This window comes from Bifidobacterium choloepi (assembly GCF_010667615.1).
GTDB lineage: Bacteria > Actinomycetota > Actinomycetes > Actinomycetales > Bifidobacteriaceae > Bifidobacterium > Bifidobacterium choloepi.
Genome location: NZ_VYSG01000003.1, coordinates 267,308 through 286,523, shown reverse-complemented (window position 1 = coordinate 286,523; position 19,216 = coordinate 267,308). Strand labels below are relative to the sequence as shown.

The window sequence follows — 19,216 nt, the reverse complement described above, 5'->3', positions numbered from 1 at the left end:
GAACGAGGACAATGCTGGGACGGCACCATGTGGAGTCGGGCGTGGCGCTCGGCGTCATCGGCGCGGGCGTGGCGACGATCGCCGGAGTCAGGCTGCTGACCGGGCAGCCGGCGTCCGGGCTCGGCGCCGCCTATGCACAGTGGTTCTCCCATGTCCTCGACGGCGTCGCGGCGATGAGCTGGGGCGCGCGGCTGCGCGGTCTGGCTGTCGGCGTGGTCGCGTTCATTGTCGGCACGCTGCTGCCGGACATCGACGTGCCAACGAGCAGCATCTGCAAGATCCTGCATACCGGGCTGATCCGCTGGCCGTTCCCCCACCGCACGCTGACGCACAGCATCTGGCCGATCCTCGTGCTGCTGTTCTTCTCGACATGGCTGCCATGGCTCGCATGGCTCGCCGCGGGCATGTTCACGCACATCCTGCTCGATTCGCTGAGCACGAGCGGCGTCTGCTGGCTGTGGCCGCTGACGCGTTACCGCAAGAGCGGCCGCATGGGCCACCGGAAACGCGTCAACCAGCGACACCGCGTCCACCTCTACAAGGTCGGCGGCTCCGTCGAGGCCGCCCTCAACCGCGTCCTGGTCCTCGGCGCCATCGTCATCGGCGTCGTCGCCGTCGTCACCCTGCTCGCCAACCACGCCGCGCTGGCGTAGTCATATCGACTCCGCCGGCGTCGACAGCATGATCAGCGCCGTCCCGCCGGCGTCGCCGGCGGAGCCACGCCGATGCTCGTCTTCTGCCGCATGTCTTCTACGCTCAAGTCGGGAACCTTAGAATTGCCGGCTGAACAGCATGCAGGTGAGAGGCACATCCTTCGTCTTCATGTCCATGTCGATATCCCGCTCCCCGCCGCGAGTAAAGCCCCTGTGTTCGTAAAACTGATATGAGCACTGGCTGTCCGTGAACAAATACAGTTCCTTTCCCCGCACTCTTCGTGCCAGTTCGTTCAGCAGAAACGTGCCGATTCCCTTCGCCTTGAGGTGCGGATTTGCCGCCAGGAACCGGATCTGCCCGTCAGGATGGTGTTCTTTCCTGTAGACCGCCAGCATTGCCTCGTTTGCCTTGTCGTAGGGTTCCACTCCACCCTTATAGAAAGCATGTTGCAGCAGGTCGAACACCTTGACGTACAGGCGCTTCCACATGGACGCGTACGGCTTGGCCTCACCGTCCATGTCCACGACCAGCACGCCAGCCAGTTCATCACCCATATACGCCGCAATGACCTGCGTGGCATTCGTCAATTCGAGGTACCAGAAATACCGGCCATACAGGTTTAAGATCAGCTTGTTATCCAGATATGCATTAAAATGCATGCCTTCTATGGCGTATTGGATGACAGCATCGTGGTCGTGCTTACGCAATTCTCGTATCTGCAATTCCATCAATTCTCTCCATTAGGCACAATGGTGGATATTCGGGATCGGTTTTCCTTGATGTCACCAACCCGATTTGACAACTCGAGTTTGTAGCATCAGGGGAAAAATCATCAAAGGTACAAGCAGTGGAAATGACGGACGAATCGTGCTATTTTCTTGTTTTCTGCTGATGCAGGGATAATCCGCCGGGTAGATAGTCGACGGCGTATTCGCGACACCATTCGGCCAGGGCAGTAGCGTCGCCGGTTTCGTAGTACGTCAGCAGGAGCGTCAGGAATTCGGGCTTGCCGGCAGGCGGCACGGAGAAGATGCCGATACCCTCGTGGATGAGGATGTGGTTGGCGGCCATCAGCGCGGTGCGCTTGTTGCCGTCGACGAACCACTGACCGCGCATGATCGCGCACATCGCGCCGATGGCACGGTCAACGGGGTCCTCGACAGATAGATTGAGGTCCTCGATGAGGTCATGGCTGGTCTCGAGCGTCGGGATGACCGGAATCCAGTCGGTGCCGCCGATGCGCACGTCGATGGTGCGCAGGGCGCCGGCGTCGCGGATCAGGCCCTCCCCCAGCGTGCGGTTGTATTCGGACACATATGACCAGTCAAGCGGGTACCTGACGTTGTCAAAGAGGAACTGCCAGGCGTGCTTGATGTTATTGACGACGACGATGTCATCGACGGACATGTTGGCCGGCGCCCGCCCCTCGACGATGGTCGCCGTGTCCGGAAACGTGATGCCGTCGACCTCGATGTTGGCAGTCTTCCACATCAAGTCAATCTCCAGCCGCTTGGCCAGTTCGATGGCGGCTTGCTGATCGGCATCCGTTGCGTTCATCTCGTCGCCTTCCTTTCAACCCGATCATGGATATCACCAACTGTCTTCCATCTTCTCACGCAATCATGCCGCCTTCTCTGTTTTGACTCCGCACTTTCCGTATGGGCATTTGAGAAGTGCGAAGATTCTCCTGTCATTTGAGCTTCCTGGCGGCCGAAATCCGTGGAAAAGTTCGCACTTCCCAAGTGACCATTTGAAAAGTGCGAAGTCACACGCCCACCGGCTTATCGCCGAGACGGGCCATGTGGTGCTTGAGCATCTGGCGACTGTACCACAGCGAGACCACGGTCATGACGGCCTCGATCGCGACGGCGATCCACATCGAGTGTTGGAAACCCTGGACGTAGGCGTTGGAACGGGAGATGCCGCGGGCGGTCAGGCGCACGACGTCGGCGGACAGGATGCCGACGAACAGGGCCGAACCGATCGAGCTGGCGATCTGCGTCGACGTCGAGTAGGCGGCGTTGACATGCGACAGCAGGTCGCTCGGTACGCGCTCGAGCACGACGTCCTTGCCGGGGACGTTGATCAGCGCGAAGCCCATGACGCCAAGACCGGCGACGATGACGATGAGCCAGATCAGGTGGGTGCCGGATAGCAGGATGGTGCCGACCAGACCCGCCGTCATCAATGCAAAGCCGCTAAATACCGCCGGCCACATGCCGTGCTTGTCGACAATCCGGCCCGAGTACACATCGAAAACGGCATAAAACAGCGTGACGATCAGCATCAGCACGCCCGAGACGAACTCGGTAAAGTCGCGGGCCCGCTCGAAATACAGCGGCAGCAACAGCAGCACGGCCTGCTGGCCCATTGCACCAGTCATGTAGAGCAGGATGTCCACCGTCACGTACAGGTGGTTGCGCAGCGGCGTCAGGTCAAGCACTGGCACTGGCAGGTGCAGCTGTCGCCTGGCAAACCAGACGAGCAGCGCGATGCCGACGACGAGCAGCGGGATGGCGATGGCCGGCTTGTCGGTGAGCTCGTTGAATCCGTACATCAGTGTCGCCAGGCCGATCGCGGCCAGCACTACGGACAGCGGATCGATCTTGCGATAGCTGCGCGGCTCGACGTTGTGGACCCACGCAAAGCCCATGATCATCGTGGCGACCGCCAGGACCAGGGGAAACAGGAAGATAGACCGCAAGGAAACATAAGACAAAAACAGGCCGCTGACCAGCGGCGCGACGGCGACGGACAAGCCGAACGCCGCGCTGTTGAGCGACAGGATCGCGCCGGAATGCGCCGGCGGCACCACGCGTATGACGACCGAGTTGGCAATCGGGAACAGGGCTCCGGCCGCCATGCCCTGCAGCAACCGGCCGACCAGCATCATCGGATAATTCAGCGCGAACAGTCCCAGCAAACAGCCGACGATGAGAAATACTCTCGACCAGAAAAACAGCTTGGTCAGGCCAATCCTCTGCATGATCGTCGCCGTCATCATGACGATCGTCGCGGCCGTGATGGCGAAGCCGATCGTCACCCAGTTGGCGTCGGCCAGCGTGATGCCGTAGCGGTCGGCGATGTCCGGCAGCGCGACCGACATCATCATCGTGCAGTAGCCGTCGCCAAAGTTGGCCAGGATGACGGTGACGAGCAGCAGCGTCACGAGATGCTTGCTGCGCGCCACGCCGTCGCTGCCGGTGATCGGGTCGGCCATGCCGGCCGGGCTCAGTTTCGAGACAAACGTCGCATCGGTGGTCGGCTTCGTCGGATTGTCCATCGTCTTCCCTCCTCCTTCGCGCGGACGAATCGTACAGAAAAGATTGAAATTTGAACGATTCAGCAGATTTTCTTTTCCCCGACCCTGTTCTCGCCATGCTTGACCATCTGCCGCGAATACCAGATCGACACGATCAGCATGACGATCTCGATCGCGAGCGCCACCCAGACGGCGTCCGAGAAGCCGTGGACGTAGGCGGTGGAGCGAGCGACGCCGCTGGCTGTTTCACGTGTTACGGTCGCCGACAGCAGGCCGATGAACAGCGCCGACGCCATCGAGCTGGCGATCTGCGTGGATGTCGAGAAGACCGAGTTGAGATGCGGCACCATGCGGGTCGGCAGCGACTCGAGCACGACGTCCTTCGTCGGCACGTTGATGAAGGCGTCGCCGATGACGGCGACGGCACCGCAGATGACGGCCGGGATGACGGACTTGTGCTGGGCCATCAGAATCAGCGCAAACAGGCCCGCGCTCATGATGAGGAAGCCGAACGATACCTCCGGCCACATACCGCGGCGGTCAACGATTCGTCCCGTCAGCACGATGAAGCCGGAGTAGCAGATCGCGACGATGAGCAGGCACAGGCCGGACACGAACGCCGTCTTGTCGCAGGCGCGCTCGAGGTAGAGCGGCGTCAGCAGCAGCATCGCCTGCTCGCCCATCGCGCCGGTCATGTAGATGAGGACGCCGATCGAGACCGACAGGTGACGCAGCGGACGCAGGTTGAGCAGCGGCGTGGCGAGCCGGAACTGCCGGATGACGAACGCCACCAGCACGCCGATGCCGACGACGAGCAGCGGGATGGCGATCTTCGGCTTGTCGGTCAGCTCGTTGAAGCCGTACATCAGGCAGCCGAGGCCGACGAACGCAAGGATGATCGAGACGACATTGATCTGCTTGTGCATGCGCGGCTCGACGTCGAAGACATACTTGTGTCCCAGAATCAAGGTCACCACGCCAATGACCAGCGGGATGGCGAACATCGACGTCAGGTTGACGTACGTGATCAGCAGGCCGCACAGCAGCGGCGAGAAGGCGGCGCCGAGACCGATGACGGCGCTGTTGATCGACATGATCGAGCCGGACTTCGCCGGCGGCACGACCTGCACGATGACGGTGTTGATCGTCGGGAACATGACGCCGGCGGCCATCGCCTGGATGATGCGGGCCGCCAGCATCAGCGGGAAGTTCACGGCGAGCAGGCCGACGACCGAACTGATGACGAACAGCAGGCAGCTCCAGAAATACAGTCGTTTCAGCCCGATGCGCTGCATGATGCGGGCCGACGTCATGATCGCCGTCGCCGCGACGATCGCGTAGGCGATGTTCACCCAGTTCGCGTCGGCGACGGTGATGTGGTAGGTGTCGGAAATTCGCGGCAGCGCGACCGACATCTGCACGCTCGCGAAGCCGTTCGCGGCCGCCGTGAACATCAGCGTCATGATCAGCATCTTGACTTGCTGCCAGCTGTGCGTCGCGCCGTTTCGGCAGCAGATGTGCTGGGTGCCGTTCCTGTCGGTGGTCACCTGCGGCGGCGTCGGGATCTCGTTCGCCGGCACGAGCTCGTCGGCCGGCGCGCTCGCCGTCGCCTGCTCGACGGGATTGAGGCCCGTCGACTTGCCCGGCCCTGCCGTGCCGTCGTCATCGGTACTGTTCGTCATGCCGTCACTTCCCCGCCCTGCACCGTTCTTACTGGAAACAATCGTCTATCCTCGATGATCGGTCAGATGGAACGATTCGCGGCGGTGGTTCCGCTACCGGCGTGGGGTGACAGCGGAGACAGGAACTCTTTCCTCCCCTGGATGTCACAGACCCGAGCCAACGGCTCGGGTCTGTGACATCAATAAGAGATCTATAAGAGCAGGAATCTTACTTCGCGACGGCGCAGCCGCGACGGCGGGGCTTGGACGAGCGGGCGAAGGCGCCGGCGGGCTTGCGGCCGGTGGCGCTGCTCCCCCGGCGCGAGCCGGCGGACGTCTCGTCGCCGGACGCCGCGTCGCCGGGCACCGTGGCACCGGACTTCAACGCATTGGACCGTGCACCGGACTTCACACCGGCCTTCGGGGCGCCGGCCTGCGCTCCGGCCTTCGAGGTGGCCTTCGGAGCGCCGAACATCGTGGCGGCAAGCTCCTGGATCTGGCGGTCGAGGCGCTGGCAGGAGTGCTCGATCTCGGCTTCCTCGCGCACGAGTCGGGCCGTGGCGGCGTCATCGACGGACGAATCGTTCCTCGCCTGCCTGACGGCGGACTCCGCCGCCGCATACCGTTCGTTGAGATAGCCGACCTGATCGGTCATGAACGCGAACTTGAGCGCGTCTTCCATGTCGAATTGCGTGCGTTCGGCGGCGACGTCGAGCAGTTCGCGGCGTTCGCCGCCGACATCCATCAGCCGAACCTGGCCGTAGCAGACCATGCCGCCCCAGTGCCGGCCGTCATCCGGCTTCCAGCGGCGGACTTTCTGCGCGACCGACAGATGCCCTTCCTCGCCGGGGACGACGGGCTTGCCGTTCCTGTCGAGCAGCGGCGTCGCCGGCTCCTTCGGCGCGTACTGCGAGTCGGTCCACCACATCGCCGTCTTCACCGCGTGGCCCGCGCGGTTCGTCCAGTAGTCGGCGATCGCCTCCTCCTCGGTCGCGAAGACGTGCCGTTCCAGCTGGCCGACAATGCCGCCGTCCCGCGTGACGACATACAAAACCACCCAGTCGCCGTCGCCGGCCGTGTCGCCGGTGCACACTGCATCACTCATCGGCAACTCCTTTTCCAGGAACGATTCTTCCGCCGCGGCCCTCTCCCGGACCCAAGCACTTCCCCATTATAGGGAGCTGCACGGGCGCAGGCGTGAACCTTCACTTTGCGCCGACGACGGAGGCCGCCTTTGTCCTGTTGATGTCACGAACCCGGGCCAGTGGCCCGGGTTCGTGACATCAACAGGATTTCAGGAAGCTGTTTTCTCAAGCTGTCACGATCCCGAGCGTAGTGCCCGGGATCGTGACATGGAAATAATCAGGCCTTCTCGACGGCGGCGCCCAGTTCGGCGCCTCCGGCGACGGTCATCGACGTCGCGAGCGTCTCGCTGGCGATGAGGTCGCGGAACTGCTCGACCTTGGCGACGTCGGCGGCGGGGACGGTCAGCGACAGCGCGATGCGGTCGGTGACGTCGAGGCCGGCGGCCTTGCGGGCATCCTGGACGGCGCGGATGACGTCGCGGGCGTAGCCTTCGGCGACGAGATCGTCGGTCAGCGCGGTGTCGAGGATGACGAAGCCGCCGGTCGGCAGGATGGCCGAGACGTTCGTCTTCGCGGCGTCCGGATCCTTCTCCTCGACGCGCTTCGACAGCTCGAATTCCTCGCCCTGCAGCTCGATCTCGCCGGATGGCGTCTCGACGACCGGGTGGCCAGTGGCGGTGTCGACGTGCCAGGCGCCGGTCTTCGACGCCTTGATCGCGAACTGGACGTCCTTGCCGAGGCGCGGGCCGGCGACGCGGGCGTTGACCTTGAGTTCGTCGATGATCTTCAGTCCGTGCTCGGAAGCCTGCTCGAGCGTGATCGTCTCGACGTCCTTGACGTTGAGCTCGCTCTTGAGCAGGTCGACGTAGCCGTTGATCTGGCTCGGCTCGGCGACGACGACGGTGAGCTGCGCGAGCGGCTGGCGCACGCGCTGCTTCGCCGACTTGCGCAGCGACAGCGTCGAGGAGACGACCTCGCGGACCTTCTCCATCGCGTTGACGAGGTCGATGTCGTCGACGAGGACGCGGCCGAGCTCGGTATCGGCGCCCGTCGCGGGGTCGGTCAGGTACGGCCAGTCGCCGAGGTGGACCGATTCGCCGCCGGTGAGTCCGCGCCAGACGGCTTCGGCTTCCATCGGGGCGAGCGGCGCGAAGACGCGCATGAACGCCTCGAGCACCGTGTACAGCGTGTTGAACGCGTTCTCGTCCTCGTTCCAGAACCGGTCGCGCGAGTTGCGGATGTACCAGTTCGTCAGCATGTCGATGAAGTCGGCGACGGTGGCGCAGGCGTCCGAGATGTTGAACGCGTCGAGGTCGGCCGTCACGCCGGCGATGAGCTGGCGGGTGCGCGCGAGCAGGTAGCGGTCCATTTCCGGCAGGCCGGGGACCTCGTCGGACGTCAGCTTGCGGGCGTCGTAGCCGTTGCCGCCGTTCGCGGCGTTGGCGTACAGCGTGAAGAAGTAGTACGAGCTCCACACCGGCAGCATGATCTGGCGGACCGTGTCGCGGATGCCTTCCTCGGTGACGATGAGGTTGCCGCCGCGCAGGATCGGCGAGCTCATCAGGAACCAGCGCATGGCGTCCGAGCCGTACTTGTCGAAGACGCCGTTGACGTCCGGATAGTTGCGCAGGTGCTTGCTCATCTTCTGGCCGTCGTTGCCGAGCACGATGCCGTGGCAGATGACGTTCTTGAACGCCGGCTTGTCGAACAGCGCCGTCGCCATGACGTGCAGCACGTAGAACCAGCCGCGCGTCTGGCCGATGTACTCGACGACGAAGTCGGACGGGAAGTGCTCCTCGAACGTCTCCTTGTTCTCGAACGGATAGTGGAACTGCGCGAACGGCATCGAGCCGGACTCGAACCAGCAGTCGAGGACGTCGGTGATGCGGTGCATCGTCGACTTGCCGGTCGGATCGTCCGGGTTTGGACGCGTCAGCTCGTCGATGTACGGACGGTGCATGTTGATGTTGCCGTCCTTGTCGCGCGGATAGTCGCCGAAGTCGGCCTTGAGCTCGTCGAGCGAGCCGTAGACGTCCACGCGTGGGTACTTCGGATCGTCGGAGACCCACACCGGGATCGGCGAGCCCCAGAAGCGGTTGCGGGAGATCGACCAGTCGCGGGCGTTCTCGAGCCACTTGCCGAACTGGCCGTCCTTGACATTCTCCGGGATCCAGTTGATTTCCTGGTTGAGCTCGAGCAGGCGCGGCTTGATCTTCGTGACGGCGACGAACCAGCTCGAGACCGGCTTGTAGATCAGCGGCGTGCCACAGCGCCAGCAGTGCGGGTAGGAGTGGACGTACGACTTCTCCTGGAACAGCAGCGCGCGCCGCTCCTCCGGGATGGAGGCCAGCGGGCCGTCGCCTGCACGGAGATTGCGAAGGATCGGCAGGTTCGCGTCGAACACATAGAGGCCCTCGTAGTCGGGGCACAGCGACGTGAACTTGCATCCGGCGTCCAGCACGTCGACCGACTTGATGTCGTGCGCGTTGAGCGTGTTCATGTCGTCCTCGCCGTAGGGGGCCTGGTGGACGAGACCGGTGCCCTCGACGGTGTCGACGTAGTCGGCCGTGAAGACGGTGTAGGCATTCGGGCCCGGCGTGCCGCCCTCGGCCGTCGCGGAGTCGGACGCGAAGTACGGGAACACCGGATAGTACGTCCAGCCGGCCATCTCGGAGCCCTTGAGTTCGCGGATGACCTTGTAGTCCTCGCCGAGTTCCTTGGCGAAGTTGTCGACGAGCGCCTTCGCGAAGTAGAAGCGCTTGCCGGCGAACTTGCCTTCCGTCGGCTCGACCTCGACATAGTCGATGTCGGCGCCGACGACGATCGCGAAGTTCGTCGGCGTCGTCCACGGCGTCGTCGTCCAGAAGACGAGGTAGGCGCCGTTCTCGGAAGCCATGTCCTCGGAAGAATCGTTCTTCCTGATGCGGACGGCGACGGAGACCGACGTGTCCTGGCGGTCCTGATAGACGTCGGCGTCCATGCGCAGCTCGTGCGCGGACAGCGGCGTCTGGTCCTTCGGGCAGTACGGCAGCACGCGGTAGCCCTGATAGGCGAGCCCCTTGTCATAGAGCTGCTTGAACGCCCACATGACCGATTCCATGTACGGGATGTTCAGCGTCTTGTAGCCGTGCTCGAAGTCGACCCAGCGCGCCTGGCGGTTGACGTAGTCGTGCCACTCGTTGACGTACTTGAGGACGGAGGCGCGGCAGGCGTCGTTGAACTTGTCGATGCCCATCTCCTCGATCTGCTCGACCGAGTCGATGCCGAGTTCCTTCTGGGCTTCCAGCTCGGCCGGCAGGCCGTGGGTGTCCCAGCCGAAGACGCGGTTGACCTTGTGGCCCTTCATCGTCTGGTAGCGCGGCACGACGTCCTTCGTGTAGCCGGTCAGCAGGTGGCCGTAATGCGGCAGGCCGTTCGCGAACGGCGGGCCGTCGAAGAACACGAATTCGTTGTCGCTATGGTCGCCGCTGGGGTTGCGTTCCAGCGACTTGTTGAACGTGTCGTTCTCATTCCAGAACTCGAGCGTGTCCTCCTCGAGCTGCGGGAAACTGGGATTCGGCGCGACGTTCGCCTGCTGGTCGCCCGCCGCCGCCTTCGGATACACATGCTGTGGTTCGCTCACCGTTGACTCCTCGTCTAGTAGCAGCATTCCTGTCAAACCACACGAGGACGATGACTGTTTTTGTAGTTCGCACGATTCGCGCGCCATGTCTGGCGCGCCAGTCGCGGGCGTCACCGCGGTACCACCTCGCTTGCCGTGCGAATCGTTCGACATGACTGCGGAACGATTCTTCCGACCGCTTGTGTTCGGCTATGACGGGCCGATCCCGCCGGGTCTACTGGGCCATCCTGCGCGTTCTTGCGCGCCATCCGGCCGTTCTTCCGGGAGCTCCCCGCTGATAACGGCTCGTCGCTCACATTGACCCCGACTATACCAGCCAGCCTCCCCACCCCGGCCACGCGAGTCCACGCCGCCAAGCTCCCTGGAAGGGAGCTGTCGCCGAAGGCGACTGAGGGTCGACCGCACGCCGTCGCGAAGCGACCAGTGCGCGCTGGAATGCGAGAGGCTCCGTGAAACTCAAGTTCCACGGAGCCCCATTCAGTTCCAGCGCGCACTCGCTCCTTCGGAGCATCGCGCGGTCGACCCTCAGGCCGCTACGCGGCCAGCTCCCTTCCAGGGAGCTTCGTCGTCACTCGCCGTAGATGCGGCCCTCGGACATTGCCTGCTCGATGTCGGTGCCCATCACGACGTTGTCGCGGGCGCGCTCGGCGGCCTCGCGCACGTCGACGCCCTCGACGTCCTTCGTGTCGGCGGTGCCGGGCTTTTCCTCGGTCTCCTTGACGATGTGCTCGAGGTTGTCGACCTGCTGCTTGTCCAGGTCCTTCAGTTCGTCGTCGGCCATCATCCGCCCCTTTCTCACGGTAGTTTCGCTACGCTTCATCCTACCGATCCACCCCCGTCGCCGGCTGTCGTGAGCCGAGGGCATATTCGCGGTTTAGCCCCGCAGCAGGCCGTCGGGCGTGCGGTTGGTCAGGATGCCGTCGCGTTCGGTGGCGGTGAAGCGGGCCGAGTGGCGGTCGACGGTGTAGAAGTCGCGCAGGACCGAGAAGTCCGAATCGTCCAGGCCCACGACTTCCGACAGGTAGCCCTGGAAGCCGCCGTACTGCGCGACGGTGCGCTGGAGCGCCTCGAAGTTGGCCGGGCGCGCCTCGAGGAACTGGTCGATGTCCATGTCGGCGCGCCAGCCGAGGAATCGTTCCATCCTGACGACCGACTTCGGCACTTCCTGCGGCATGTACTCGTTCGTCTCGAGATAGTCGGCCTTGATCGTCTCGTCGTCGACGCCGAGGCTCGCGAGGACAAGCGCCGCCGCGACGCCGGTGCGATCCTTACCCTGCGTGCAGTGCCACAGGTAGCCGCCCGGCTGGTCGATCAACGAGCGGAACATGTGCTTCCAGCAGTCGACGGCGCGCGGCGTGGTCAGCATCGTCGGATAGAGGCGCAGGATGTAGGTGCCGGGATTGACGAGGATGCCCTTGAGCTGCGCGAGCTTCGTGCGGCCGTTCTCGGTGAACACTGGCTGCTTGACGATGTTCCAGCCGACGAGCAGCCGGTCGCGCGCGGCCTCGCGCTCCCCCTTCATGCGCAGGTCGATGACGGTCTTGAGGCCGAGGTTGTTCAGCGTCTCGAGGTCCTTGCCGCTCGCGCGGTGGAGCGCGGCCGAGCGGATCAGGTTGCCGGCGCGCACGACGCGGCCGTCCTTCGTCAGGATGCCGCCGAGGTCGCGGCAGTTCTCGACCGACTGCAGGTCGAGCGACCTCGACACCGTCAGTTGCCGCCGCTCCTTCGCCGCCGGCAACTGCGCCGTCGTCCAGGGCTGTGCGGCCGCAGCCCCCTCGTTCCGCCGATTCGCTTCGTCCATCGTCGCCTCCCGTGGCTCGCGGATAATAGTTCACTATTATGCCGCATTCCCGATCCCCGCTGGCGCGACCCGACGAGTGTCTGTTCCCGGGTTTCTTTCTCGGCGCAGGAATCGCGCCGATTTTAGAATGAGTGGCGGGTGCAGAAATTTTCTTTTGGGAAAGGACTCACCATGTCTGACGACAAGATGCCGCAGGGCGGCGCGAAGAAGGAGGGCTCGCTCGACGACGTCGATGTCGAGGAGCTCAGGCAGATCGTCAAGGAAACCGAGAAGTCGCCGGCCGAGCGCAAGGCCGACGAGGAGGCCCGCGAGCGCAAGGAGACGGCCGCGAGGCAGCGCCGCGAGGTCGTCGAGGACGCCGAGACGGCGCTCGAGGCCGACGAGCGCAACATGTGGACGTACTGACGGCGCCGTTCCGGCGGAAAAGTTCACAATTTGGGCCAGCACCCAAAAATGGGCGGTGCGGCAGGAATTTTTCCTGCCGCACCGCCCCTTCCTGGGTGCTGGCCCGCCCGGCAAGTCCCCTGTCCGGGCATTCGGGTCCAGCCCGCGGCGGCGACGGTCAATCCCCTGTCCGTCGTCGCAAGTGATCGGCGACCCGCGTACAGCGAGCGGGCGCCGCGGCACCGGGCATCAGGCGCCCGGCCTGGAACATGATCGCGTTCCGTCACGTGGCCGACAAGACTCGGCGAGTCGGGACTCAGTGAGTCTGGTGGGTTTCTTCCTTGGTGGCGATCTCCTGCTTGAAGTTGTCCTCGGCGTGGGAATCTTCCCAGCCTTCCTTGGCGTCCTTCATCTTGTCGATGACGTCGTTGCCCTTCTTCTCGAAATCGTCGCGCTCTTCCGCGAGCTTCTCGCGGATCTCCTCGAACTCTTCGTGCGTAGCCATGGCCAGCCTCTTTTCCATCGGTTGATAACTGCATCCCATTACAACACGGTGGTTCGGTTTGCGTCGACAGCGGAAGTCGGCACGATTCACGCGCCCAGGGTGGCCCGAAACCCGTCTGGATGGCGCAATCCAACAGGAAAAAAGCTCCCCGGAAGGGAGCTTTTCCTGCGGATGGTCGGTCGACCTTCGCTGCCGGACTACTCGAGTTCGACGGCGCCGGTGTAGAGCTGGTAGTACTCGCCGTGCTGGGCGATCAGCTCGTCGTGGTTGCCGCGCTCGATGATGCGTCCGTGGTCGAGGACCATGATGACGTCGGAGTTGCGGACCGTCGACAGGCGGTGGGCGATGACGAAGACCGTGCGGCCCTTCATCAGGTTGTCCATGCCGGCCTGGACGACTTCCTCGGTGCGGGTATCGATCGACGAGGTGGCCTCGTCGAGGATCATCGCCGGGGTGTTCGCGACGGCGGCGCGGGCGATCGAGATCAGCTGGCGCTGGCCCTGCGACAGGCCGGAGCCGTCGCCGGCGAGGACCGTGTTGTAGCCCTCGGGCAGCATGCGGATGAAGCTGTCGGCGTTCGTCAGCTTCGCCGCGGCGATGCATTCCTCGTCGGTGGCGTCGAGCTTGCCGTAGCGGATGTTGTCCATGACGGTGCCGGTGAACAGGTTGACGTCCTGGAGCACGATGCCGAGCGAACGGCGCAGGTCCGGCTTGCGGATGTTGTTCACGTTGATGCCGTCGTAGAGGATCATGCCTTCCTGGATATCGTAGAACCGGTTGATCAGGTTGGTGATCGTCGTCTTGCCGGCGCCGGTCGCGCCGACCAGGGCCATCTTCTGGCCCGGCTTGGCGAACCAGGTGATGTCGTGCAGGACCGGCTTGGCCGGATCGTAGCCGAACGTGACGTCGGTGAAGCGCACGTCGCCGCGCAGCAGCGTCAGGCGTCCGTCGGGCGACGTGATCGCCGACTCGCGCGACTTCTTCGCGATCTCGTAGGCCTTCTCGGACAGCGTCTTGGCGTAGTCCATCGAGCGCTGGCCATTGTCGCCGGGCTCGCGCTTCCACGCCCAGTAGCCGGTGACATGGTCGGTCTCGCGCATCTCGTGCGTGTTCTCGTCGTACTCGACGTTGACGAGCTGCACCGAGCCGTTGTCGGTCTCGGACGGCGTGTCCATCAGGTCGAAGATTCGCGAGGCGCCGGCGAGCGCCATCATGACCATGTTGAACTGCTGGGAGACCTGGCCGATCGGGTTGACGAACGAGCGGGACAGCGTCAGCAGCGAGATGGTGGTGCCGAGCGTGAACGACGCGGCGCCGGAGATGCCGAAGTTGGCCCAGCCGCCGAGCGCGGCCGCGCCGCACAGCACGGCGGAGATGACGTAGAGCAGGTAGCCCATGTTGTTGACGACCGGCATCGTCACGTTGCCGAAGATGTTGGCCTTCGAGCTGGCGACGTAGAGCTGGTCGTTCTTGTCGTCAAATTCGGCCTGCGTGGCGTCCTCGTGGTTGAAGACCTTGATGACCTTCTGGCCGTTGACGGCTTCCTCTACGAACGCGTTGACGTCGCCGAGATGCACCTGCTGCTTGACGAAGTACTTGCCGGAGCGGGACACCAGCGCCTTGATGACGCACAGCAGTACCACGCAGAAGACAAGGACGAAGATCGCGTACGGCACGGACAGCCAGCAGATCGCGATGAACGCCGTCAGCGCGGTGATGGCCGAGCTGAACATCTGCGGGAACGACTGGCTGATCGCCTGGCGCAGCGTGTCGGTGTCGTTCGTGTAGCGGGACATGATGTCGCCGTGTTCGTGGGTGTCGAAGTAGCGGATCGGCAGCGTCTGCTGGTGGGCGAACATCTGGTCGCGGATCTTCTTCAGCGTGCCCTGCTCGACGGTGACGAGCAGGAAGCTGTACAGCCACGTGCAGAAGATGCCGATGACGTACAGGATGCCCATGAAGACGAGGGCCTCGATGAGCGGCGCCCAGTTCGGCGACGCGGCGCCGACGAGCGGCATGATGTAGTTGTCGATCAGCGTCTGCAGGAACAGCGCGGAGCCGGCCTGCGCGATCGCCGCGAGGATGATGCAGACGATGACGACGGCGACATGCACCTTGTACTGGAAGATGTAGCCGAGGACGCGCTTGATCGTGCCCTTCTTGAATTTCTGCTTGCGCGGGCCGCCTTCGATCGGCGGCAGCCCCTCCGGGGCGCGGTCGGCGTCGTTCAGGACGGCGTCGTCGGTCACGTCTGCGACGGTTGCGTTCGTCATCAGCGGTCACCTCCCTGCTTGGAATCGTTGTCGGCGGAGGAATCGGACGATTCGCCCGTCGTGGCGTTATCGGAATCTTCGGCAATGTGCCCGTCGAACGGGATGCCGTTGTCGATGGCGTCGGAGACCGGGATCGGCTTGCCTGCGGCGGCCTCGACGGTCTCGCGGACCAGCGGCTTGCCGTTCTCGTCGACCTCGCACTCGGTGTCGTGCTCGCGGGCGAGCTGCAGGTCGCGGAGGGCTTCCGCCTCGGCCTCTTCCTCGTGGTAGTCCTGCGACTCCTTGTCGAGGTCCCGGGCGGAGTGCTGCTGGGTCTGCGACTCGTAGATGCTGCGGTATTCGTCGCAGCGCTGGAGCAGTTCCTCGTGCGTGCCCTTGTCGAGGATGCGGCCCTCGTGCAGCACGACGATCATGTCGGACTCCTCGACGGAGGCGACGCGCTGGGCGATGATGATCTTCGTCGTGTCCGGGATCTCGTCACGGAACGCCTGGCGGATGCGCTTGTCGGTCTTGGTGTCGACCGCCGAGGTCGAATCGTCCAGGATCAGGATCTTCGGCTTCTTCAGCAGCGCGCGGGCGATGCACAGGCGCTGGCGCTGGCCGCCGGAGACGTTGGTGCCGCCCTCCTCGATGTACGTGTCGTACTTCTTCGGGAACTCCTCGACGAAGCTGTCGGCCTGCGCGAGCTGCGCGGCGTGCCTGATTTCCTCGTCGGTGGCGTACGGGTTGCCCCAGCGCAGGTTCTCGGCGATCGTGCCGGTGAACAGGATGTTCTTCTGCAGCACCATCGCGACCTCGTCGCGCAGGTCTTCCATGTTGTAGTCGCGCACGTCGCGGCCGCCGACCTTGAGGGAGCCCGACGTGACGTCGTACAGGCGCGGGATCAACTGGACGAGCGACGACTTCGCCGAACCGGTGCCGCCGACGATGCCGACGGTCATGCCCGACTTGATGTGCAGGTCGATGTCGTCGAGCACGGGGCGCTCGGCCTTGTCGGAGTAGCGGAACGTGACGTGGTCGAAGTCGATCGAGCCGTCCTTGATGTCGGTGACCGGGTTGGCGTTGTCCTTGACGGTCGGCTCCTCGATCATGATCTCGGTGATGCGCTCGGCGGAGGCGCGCGAGATGATGACCATGACGAAGATCATCGACAGCATCATCATCGACTGCATGATCTGCATCGCGTAGGTGACCAGCGCGGTCAGGTCGCCGGCCGTCATGCCGTAGGCGGCGTTGTTGCCGGAGGCGACGATCTGGTTGGCGCCGATCCACGCGATCATGATCATCGAGACGTACATGCACAGCGAGAACAGCGGCGAGTTCAGCGACAGGCACTTCTCGGCCTTCGTGAAGTTCTTGAAGATCAGCTGCGAGATGCGCGAGAACTTCTTGTCCTCGTAGGCCTCGCGGTTGTAGGACTTGACGACGCGCACGCCCTGCAGGTTCTCGTCGACGACGTTGTTGAGCCTGTCGTAGGTGTGGAAGACCTTCTCGAAGATCGGGTGGACGTACCACGCCATGCCGCACAGGCCGATGCCGAGCACCGGGACGCAGGCGAGGAACACGAACGAGACGGCATGGCTGATGCGGAACGTGAAGATCCACGAGACGATCAGCATGACCGGGGCGCGCATGCCGGTGCGGATCAGCATCATGTACGCGTTCTGGATGTTCGTGACGTCGGTCGTGCATCGCGTGATGATCGAGCCGGTAGAGAACCGGTCGATGTTCGTGAAGCTGAAGCCCTGCACCTTCTTGAACATGTCGTGGCGCAGGTTCCTCGCGAGGCCCGCGGAGCCGATGGCGGCGTAGCGGCCGGCGAGGAAGCCGAACGTCAGCGAGCAGCAGGCGCACAGCAGCAGGATGAGGCCGTACTTCCAGATCGCCGGCATGCTGCGGCCGGTGATGCCCTGGTCGATCAGCGTGGCCATGACGGTCGGGATGACGATCTCGATGATGGATTCCCCGATGACGAAGATCGGGCTGGCGATACTGGCGCCCTTGTAGTTGCGTACCGACTTGATCAGCGTACCGATGACCGGCGTGCCCTCGGGCAGTTCCACCTGCTCGGGCTCGTCGCCGGCCACCGCAACGGTTGGTTGACGCATACCACTTCCTTTCTCTCTCGAATGGCGTTGGATGGTTGTTCTTGCTTGCTTACTTCTTCTGTCTGGCTGTCCGGCGGAAGAATCGTTCCTTTTTTCTTTTTGCTTGTGTCACGATTCCCGCGACGATTCCTCCGTGGACTCGTTCGACGCAGCCGTCACCTCCGCGGTTTCGCGGTCGTGGGTGGCGCTGCATTCCGATCCGATCAGGCCGGTGTCCAGCAGGTTGTGCTTCATGCGGTCGAGCGTCTCGCACAGCCGGCGGCGCGCGTCGGCGTCGAGACCGGCCAGCAGGACCTCCTCCATGCGGTTGGCATTGTCATGGAGTTCCTGCGCGATGGCGCGGGCCTTGTCCGTCAGCGTGATCTTGCGCAGGCGGGCGTCCCGCTCGACCGACCGGCGCTCGACGAGACCCTTTTTCTCCATCAATCCGAGCACGCGCGAAGCCGTCGACCGGGTGATCGAGAACCGGCGTTCGATGTCGTACTGGAAGATGTCCTCGTCGGCGTGGTGATCGAGAAACACGATGATCTGCATGTTGCCGCCGCTGAGCGACTGGATGTCGGGCGTGGCGGTCACGTTCAGATAGCGGCCGATCAGGTTGTGCAGCGAACGGATCTGCACGCTGGGACGAAACTCGGCGTACGGGTCGTCCGGATCTGTCATGCCTGCTCACCTCCTGTCTTCCCGGTGGTTGAAAACAGCAGAAGCAAGACTAAATCCTTGCATATACAACAGTTGTAGATGCAACAATCCCGCCCCGCAACTTTCGGCCCCCTTTCGGCGTTTCCCAGCCCGACACACACCCCCTCCTCGGGAACTCCCACCGCTTCGCGGCTACGCCGCTCAGCGACTCCCTCTCAAGATGGAGTTTGCATGTCACTCCCTCTTGAGAGGGAGTCGGCGAGCGCGAAGCGCGAGCCGGTGGGAGTTCCCGGCACAAGAAAAAACGGGAACGATTCCGCGGTGGAATCGTTCCCGTTGAAAACAAACGCTAGCAGGAGATTGCCGTCAGTGGACGGCGGAACTCACTTCTCCTCGTGATCGTCGTTGGCGTTGACGAAGGTCAGGAAGTCGTTGGCCTGCATCTCGATGGCCTGGATGTCGCCCTCGGTCATCACCCACTCGCCGGTCTCGAACGCGGTCTCCGGCACGGACAGGCCGACCTCGACCGGGAAGACGCGCATGCCGTTGGCCTCGAGCAGGTCGCCCAGCTCGATGCGGCCGAACATGCCCTTGAAGCCGCCGACGCCGGTGATGGCGACCGGCTTGTTCTCCAGCACGGTGCGGTCGGACTTGTCCTCGGCGGCCTTCGGCGAGGTCAGCCAGTCGAACAGGTTCTTGACGGCGACCGGCAGGCTGTGGTGGTACTCGGTCGTGAAGACCCAGACGGCGTCGGCGTTCTGGAACTTGTCGCGGATGGCCAGCGCGGCGTCCGGAGCCGGGAACGCGTTGTCGTCGCTGAGCAGCGGCAGGTCGCGGTAGTCGACGACGGTGACGTCGACGCGGTCGCCGAGCGCGGCGATGGCCTCGCGGGCGATCTTGCCCTCGAACGAACCGTCGGCGAGCGAGCTTTCAACGAATGCGATGTTTGGACGAGCCATGTCAATCCTCCTTGGTGGGGCCCCGACTGTCCGTGCTGGTCGTCGGGTTCCGTCCCGGAGTTCCGGGGCGGGGCGGGATGCCGTGGCGGGCTTCGCGAAGCCGTAATGAGCTATTGCTGCATTCCATCTTCGTTCGACAGCCGGGTGTTCACTACCCAAATAGCCAACGGTGAACAAAACCGGTCAGGGCCGTCGCGTTCGCCGTTCAGGCTGTTGTCAGGTGAGGTTTTACGGAGAATTCTCACCTTCCAGCGCGCTCT

At 63.7% G+C, this 19,216-nt stretch carries 14 protein-coding genes and 1 pseudogene; 2 read left to right on the top strand and 13 right to left on the bottom strand.

Going from position 1 to position 19,216, the window contains the following annotated elements; translation table 11 throughout:
• Window positions 1-11 precede the first annotated feature (11 nt).
• Complete coding sequence (locus F6S87_RS07560) at window positions 12-653, top strand: metal-dependent hydrolase (RefSeq protein WP_163228037.1); 642 nt, start codon at window positions 12-14, stop codon at window positions 651-653.
• A 117-nt stretch (window positions 654-770) separates the two neighbouring features.
• On the opposite strand, the gene F6S87_RS07555 is transcribed toward F6S87_RS07560, so the two are convergent.
• The 8 genes and pseudogenes from F6S87_RS07555 to F6S87_RS07520 form a co-directional block, all read right to left on the bottom strand.
• Window positions 771-1,382 carry a GNAT family N-acetyltransferase gene (locus tag F6S87_RS07555; protein ID WP_163228036.1) on the bottom strand — a complete coding sequence of 204 codons (612 nt, stop codon included), beginning with the start codon at window positions 1,380-1,382 and terminating at the stop codon, window positions 771-773.
• Window positions 1,383-1,542: 160 nt separating this feature from the next.
• Window positions 1,543-2,211 (bottom strand): annotated as a pseudogene (locus tag F6S87_RS07550) (Fic family protein); the annotation flags it as partial.
• A 208-nt stretch (window positions 2,212-2,419) separates the two neighbouring features.
• On the bottom strand, window positions 2,420-3,937 hold the full coding sequence (locus F6S87_RS07545; protein WP_163228034.1) for an MFS transporter: 1,518 nt from the start codon (window positions 3,935-3,937) through the stop codon (window positions 2,420-2,422).
• A 59-nt stretch (window positions 3,938-3,996) separates the two neighbouring features.
• Window positions 3,997-5,598, bottom strand: coding sequence for an MFS transporter (locus tag F6S87_RS07540; RefSeq protein WP_231129442.1), 1,602 nt, complete (start codon window positions 5,596-5,598; stop codon window positions 3,997-3,999).
• Between the two features lie 208 nt (window positions 5,599-5,806).
• Window positions 5,807-6,682: a hypothetical protein gene (locus F6S87_RS07535; RefSeq protein WP_163228033.1), complete on the bottom strand. Its 876-nt coding sequence runs from the start codon at window positions 6,680-6,682 to the stop codon at window positions 5,807-5,809.
• Between the two features lie 257 nt (window positions 6,683-6,939).
• Complete coding sequence (ileS, locus tag F6S87_RS07530) at window positions 6,940-10,311, bottom strand: mupirocin-resistant isoleucine--tRNA ligase (protein ID WP_163228032.1); 3,372 nt, start codon at window positions 10,309-10,311, stop codon at window positions 6,940-6,942.
• A 541-nt stretch (window positions 10,312-10,852) separates the two neighbouring features.
• Window positions 10,853-11,065: a hypothetical protein gene (locus F6S87_RS07525; RefSeq protein WP_163228031.1), complete on the bottom strand. Its 213-nt coding sequence runs from the start codon at window positions 11,063-11,065 to the stop codon at window positions 10,853-10,855.
• A gap of 93 nt (window positions 11,066-11,158) precedes the next feature.
• Window positions 11,159-12,085, bottom strand: a complete 927-nt coding sequence (locus F6S87_RS07520; protein ID WP_163228030.1) for a tyrosine-protein phosphatase — start codon at window positions 12,083-12,085, stop codon at window positions 11,159-11,161.
• A gap of 171 nt (window positions 12,086-12,256) precedes the next feature.
• Here F6S87_RS07520 and F6S87_RS07515 point away from each other — a divergent pair, with 171 nt between their 5' ends.
• Complete coding sequence (locus F6S87_RS07515; RefSeq protein ID WP_163228029.1) at window positions 12,257-12,490, top strand: hypothetical protein; 234 nt, start codon at window positions 12,257-12,259, stop codon at window positions 12,488-12,490.
• 295 nt (window positions 12,491-12,785) lie between these two features.
• Here F6S87_RS07515 and F6S87_RS07510 read toward each other — a convergent pair whose 3' ends face one another.
• From F6S87_RS07510 to F6S87_RS07490, 5 genes are all read right to left on the bottom strand, one after another.
• On the bottom strand, window positions 12,786-12,974 hold the full coding sequence (locus F6S87_RS07510; RefSeq protein ID WP_163228028.1) for a hypothetical protein: 189 nt from the start codon (window positions 12,972-12,974) through the stop codon (window positions 12,786-12,788).
• 197 nt (window positions 12,975-13,171) lie between these two features.
• Window positions 13,172-15,247 (bottom strand): ABC transporter ATP-binding protein, encoded by a 2,076-nt coding sequence (locus F6S87_RS07505; RefSeq protein ID WP_163228027.1) that lies wholly within the window; start codon window positions 15,245-15,247, stop codon window positions 13,172-13,174.
• On the bottom strand, window positions 15,247-17,355 hold the full coding sequence (locus F6S87_RS07500; protein WP_163228026.1) for an ABC transporter ATP-binding protein: 2,109 nt from the start codon (window positions 17,353-17,355) through the stop codon (window positions 15,247-15,249). Before F6S87_RS07500 ends, F6S87_RS07505 begins: the two co-directional genes overlap by 1 nt.
• Before the next feature lie 108 nt (window positions 17,356-17,463).
• Entirely contained in the window at window positions 17,464-18,018 is a 555-nt protein-coding gene (locus F6S87_RS07495; protein WP_163228025.1) for a MarR family winged helix-turn-helix transcriptional regulator, read from the bottom strand.
• A 362-nt stretch (window positions 18,019-18,380) separates the two neighbouring features.
• A complete protein-coding gene (locus tag F6S87_RS07490) occupies window positions 18,381-18,956 on the bottom strand; it encodes an NADPH-dependent FMN reductase (protein WP_163228024.1) in 576 nt (191 codons plus the stop codon).
• Between the last annotated feature and the right edge of the window lie 260 nt (window positions 18,957-19,216).

Excerpts from the sequence above, each read along its gene's own strand:
- F6S87_RS07560 (WP_163228037.1), top strand. The coding sequence starts at position 12 with ATGCTGGGACGGCACCATGTGGAGTCGGGCGTGGCGCTCGGCGTCATC.
- F6S87_RS07555 (WP_163228036.1), bottom strand. The coding sequence starts at position 1,382 with ATGGAATTGCAGATACGAGAATTGCGTAAGCACGACCACGATGCTGTC.
- F6S87_RS07545 (WP_163228034.1), bottom strand. The coding sequence starts at position 3,937 with ATGGACAATCCGACGAAGCCGACCACCGATGCGACGTTTGTCTCGAAA.
- F6S87_RS07540 (WP_231129442.1), bottom strand. The coding sequence starts at position 5,598 with ATGACGAACAGTACCGATGACGACGGCACGGCAGGGCCGGGCAAGTCG.
- F6S87_RS07535 (WP_163228033.1), bottom strand. The coding sequence starts at position 6,682 with ATGAGTGATGCAGTGTGCACCGGCGACACGGCCGGCGACGGCGACTGG.
- ileS (WP_163228032.1), bottom strand. The coding sequence starts at position 10,311 with ATGCTGCTACTAGACGAGGAGTCAACGGTGAGCGAACCACAGCATGTG.
- F6S87_RS07525 (WP_163228031.1), bottom strand. The coding sequence starts at position 11,065 with ATGGCCGACGACGAACTGAAGGACCTGGACAAGCAGCAGGTCGACAAC.
- F6S87_RS07520 (WP_163228030.1), bottom strand. The coding sequence starts at position 12,085 with ATGGACGAAGCGAATCGGCGGAACGAGGGGGCTGCGGCCGCACAGCCC.
- F6S87_RS07515 (WP_163228029.1), top strand. The coding sequence starts at position 12,257 with ATGTCTGACGACAAGATGCCGCAGGGCGGCGCGAAGAAGGAGGGCTCG.
- F6S87_RS07510 (WP_163228028.1), bottom strand. The coding sequence starts at position 12,974 with ATGGCTACGCACGAAGAGTTCGAGGAGATCCGCGAGAAGCTCGCGGAA.
- F6S87_RS07505 (WP_163228027.1), bottom strand. The coding sequence starts at position 15,247 with ATGACGAACGCAACCGTCGCAGACGTGACCGACGACGCCGTCCTGAAC.
- F6S87_RS07500 (WP_163228026.1), bottom strand. The coding sequence starts at position 17,355 with ATGCGTCAACCAACCGTTGCGGTGGCCGGCGACGAGCCCGAGCAGGTG.
- F6S87_RS07495 (WP_163228025.1), bottom strand. The coding sequence starts at position 18,018 with ATGACAGATCCGGACGACCCGTACGCCGAGTTTCGTCCCAGCGTGCAG.
- F6S87_RS07490 (WP_163228024.1), bottom strand. The coding sequence starts at position 18,956 with ATGGCTCGTCCAAACATCGCATTCGTTGAAAGCTCGCTCGCCGACGGT.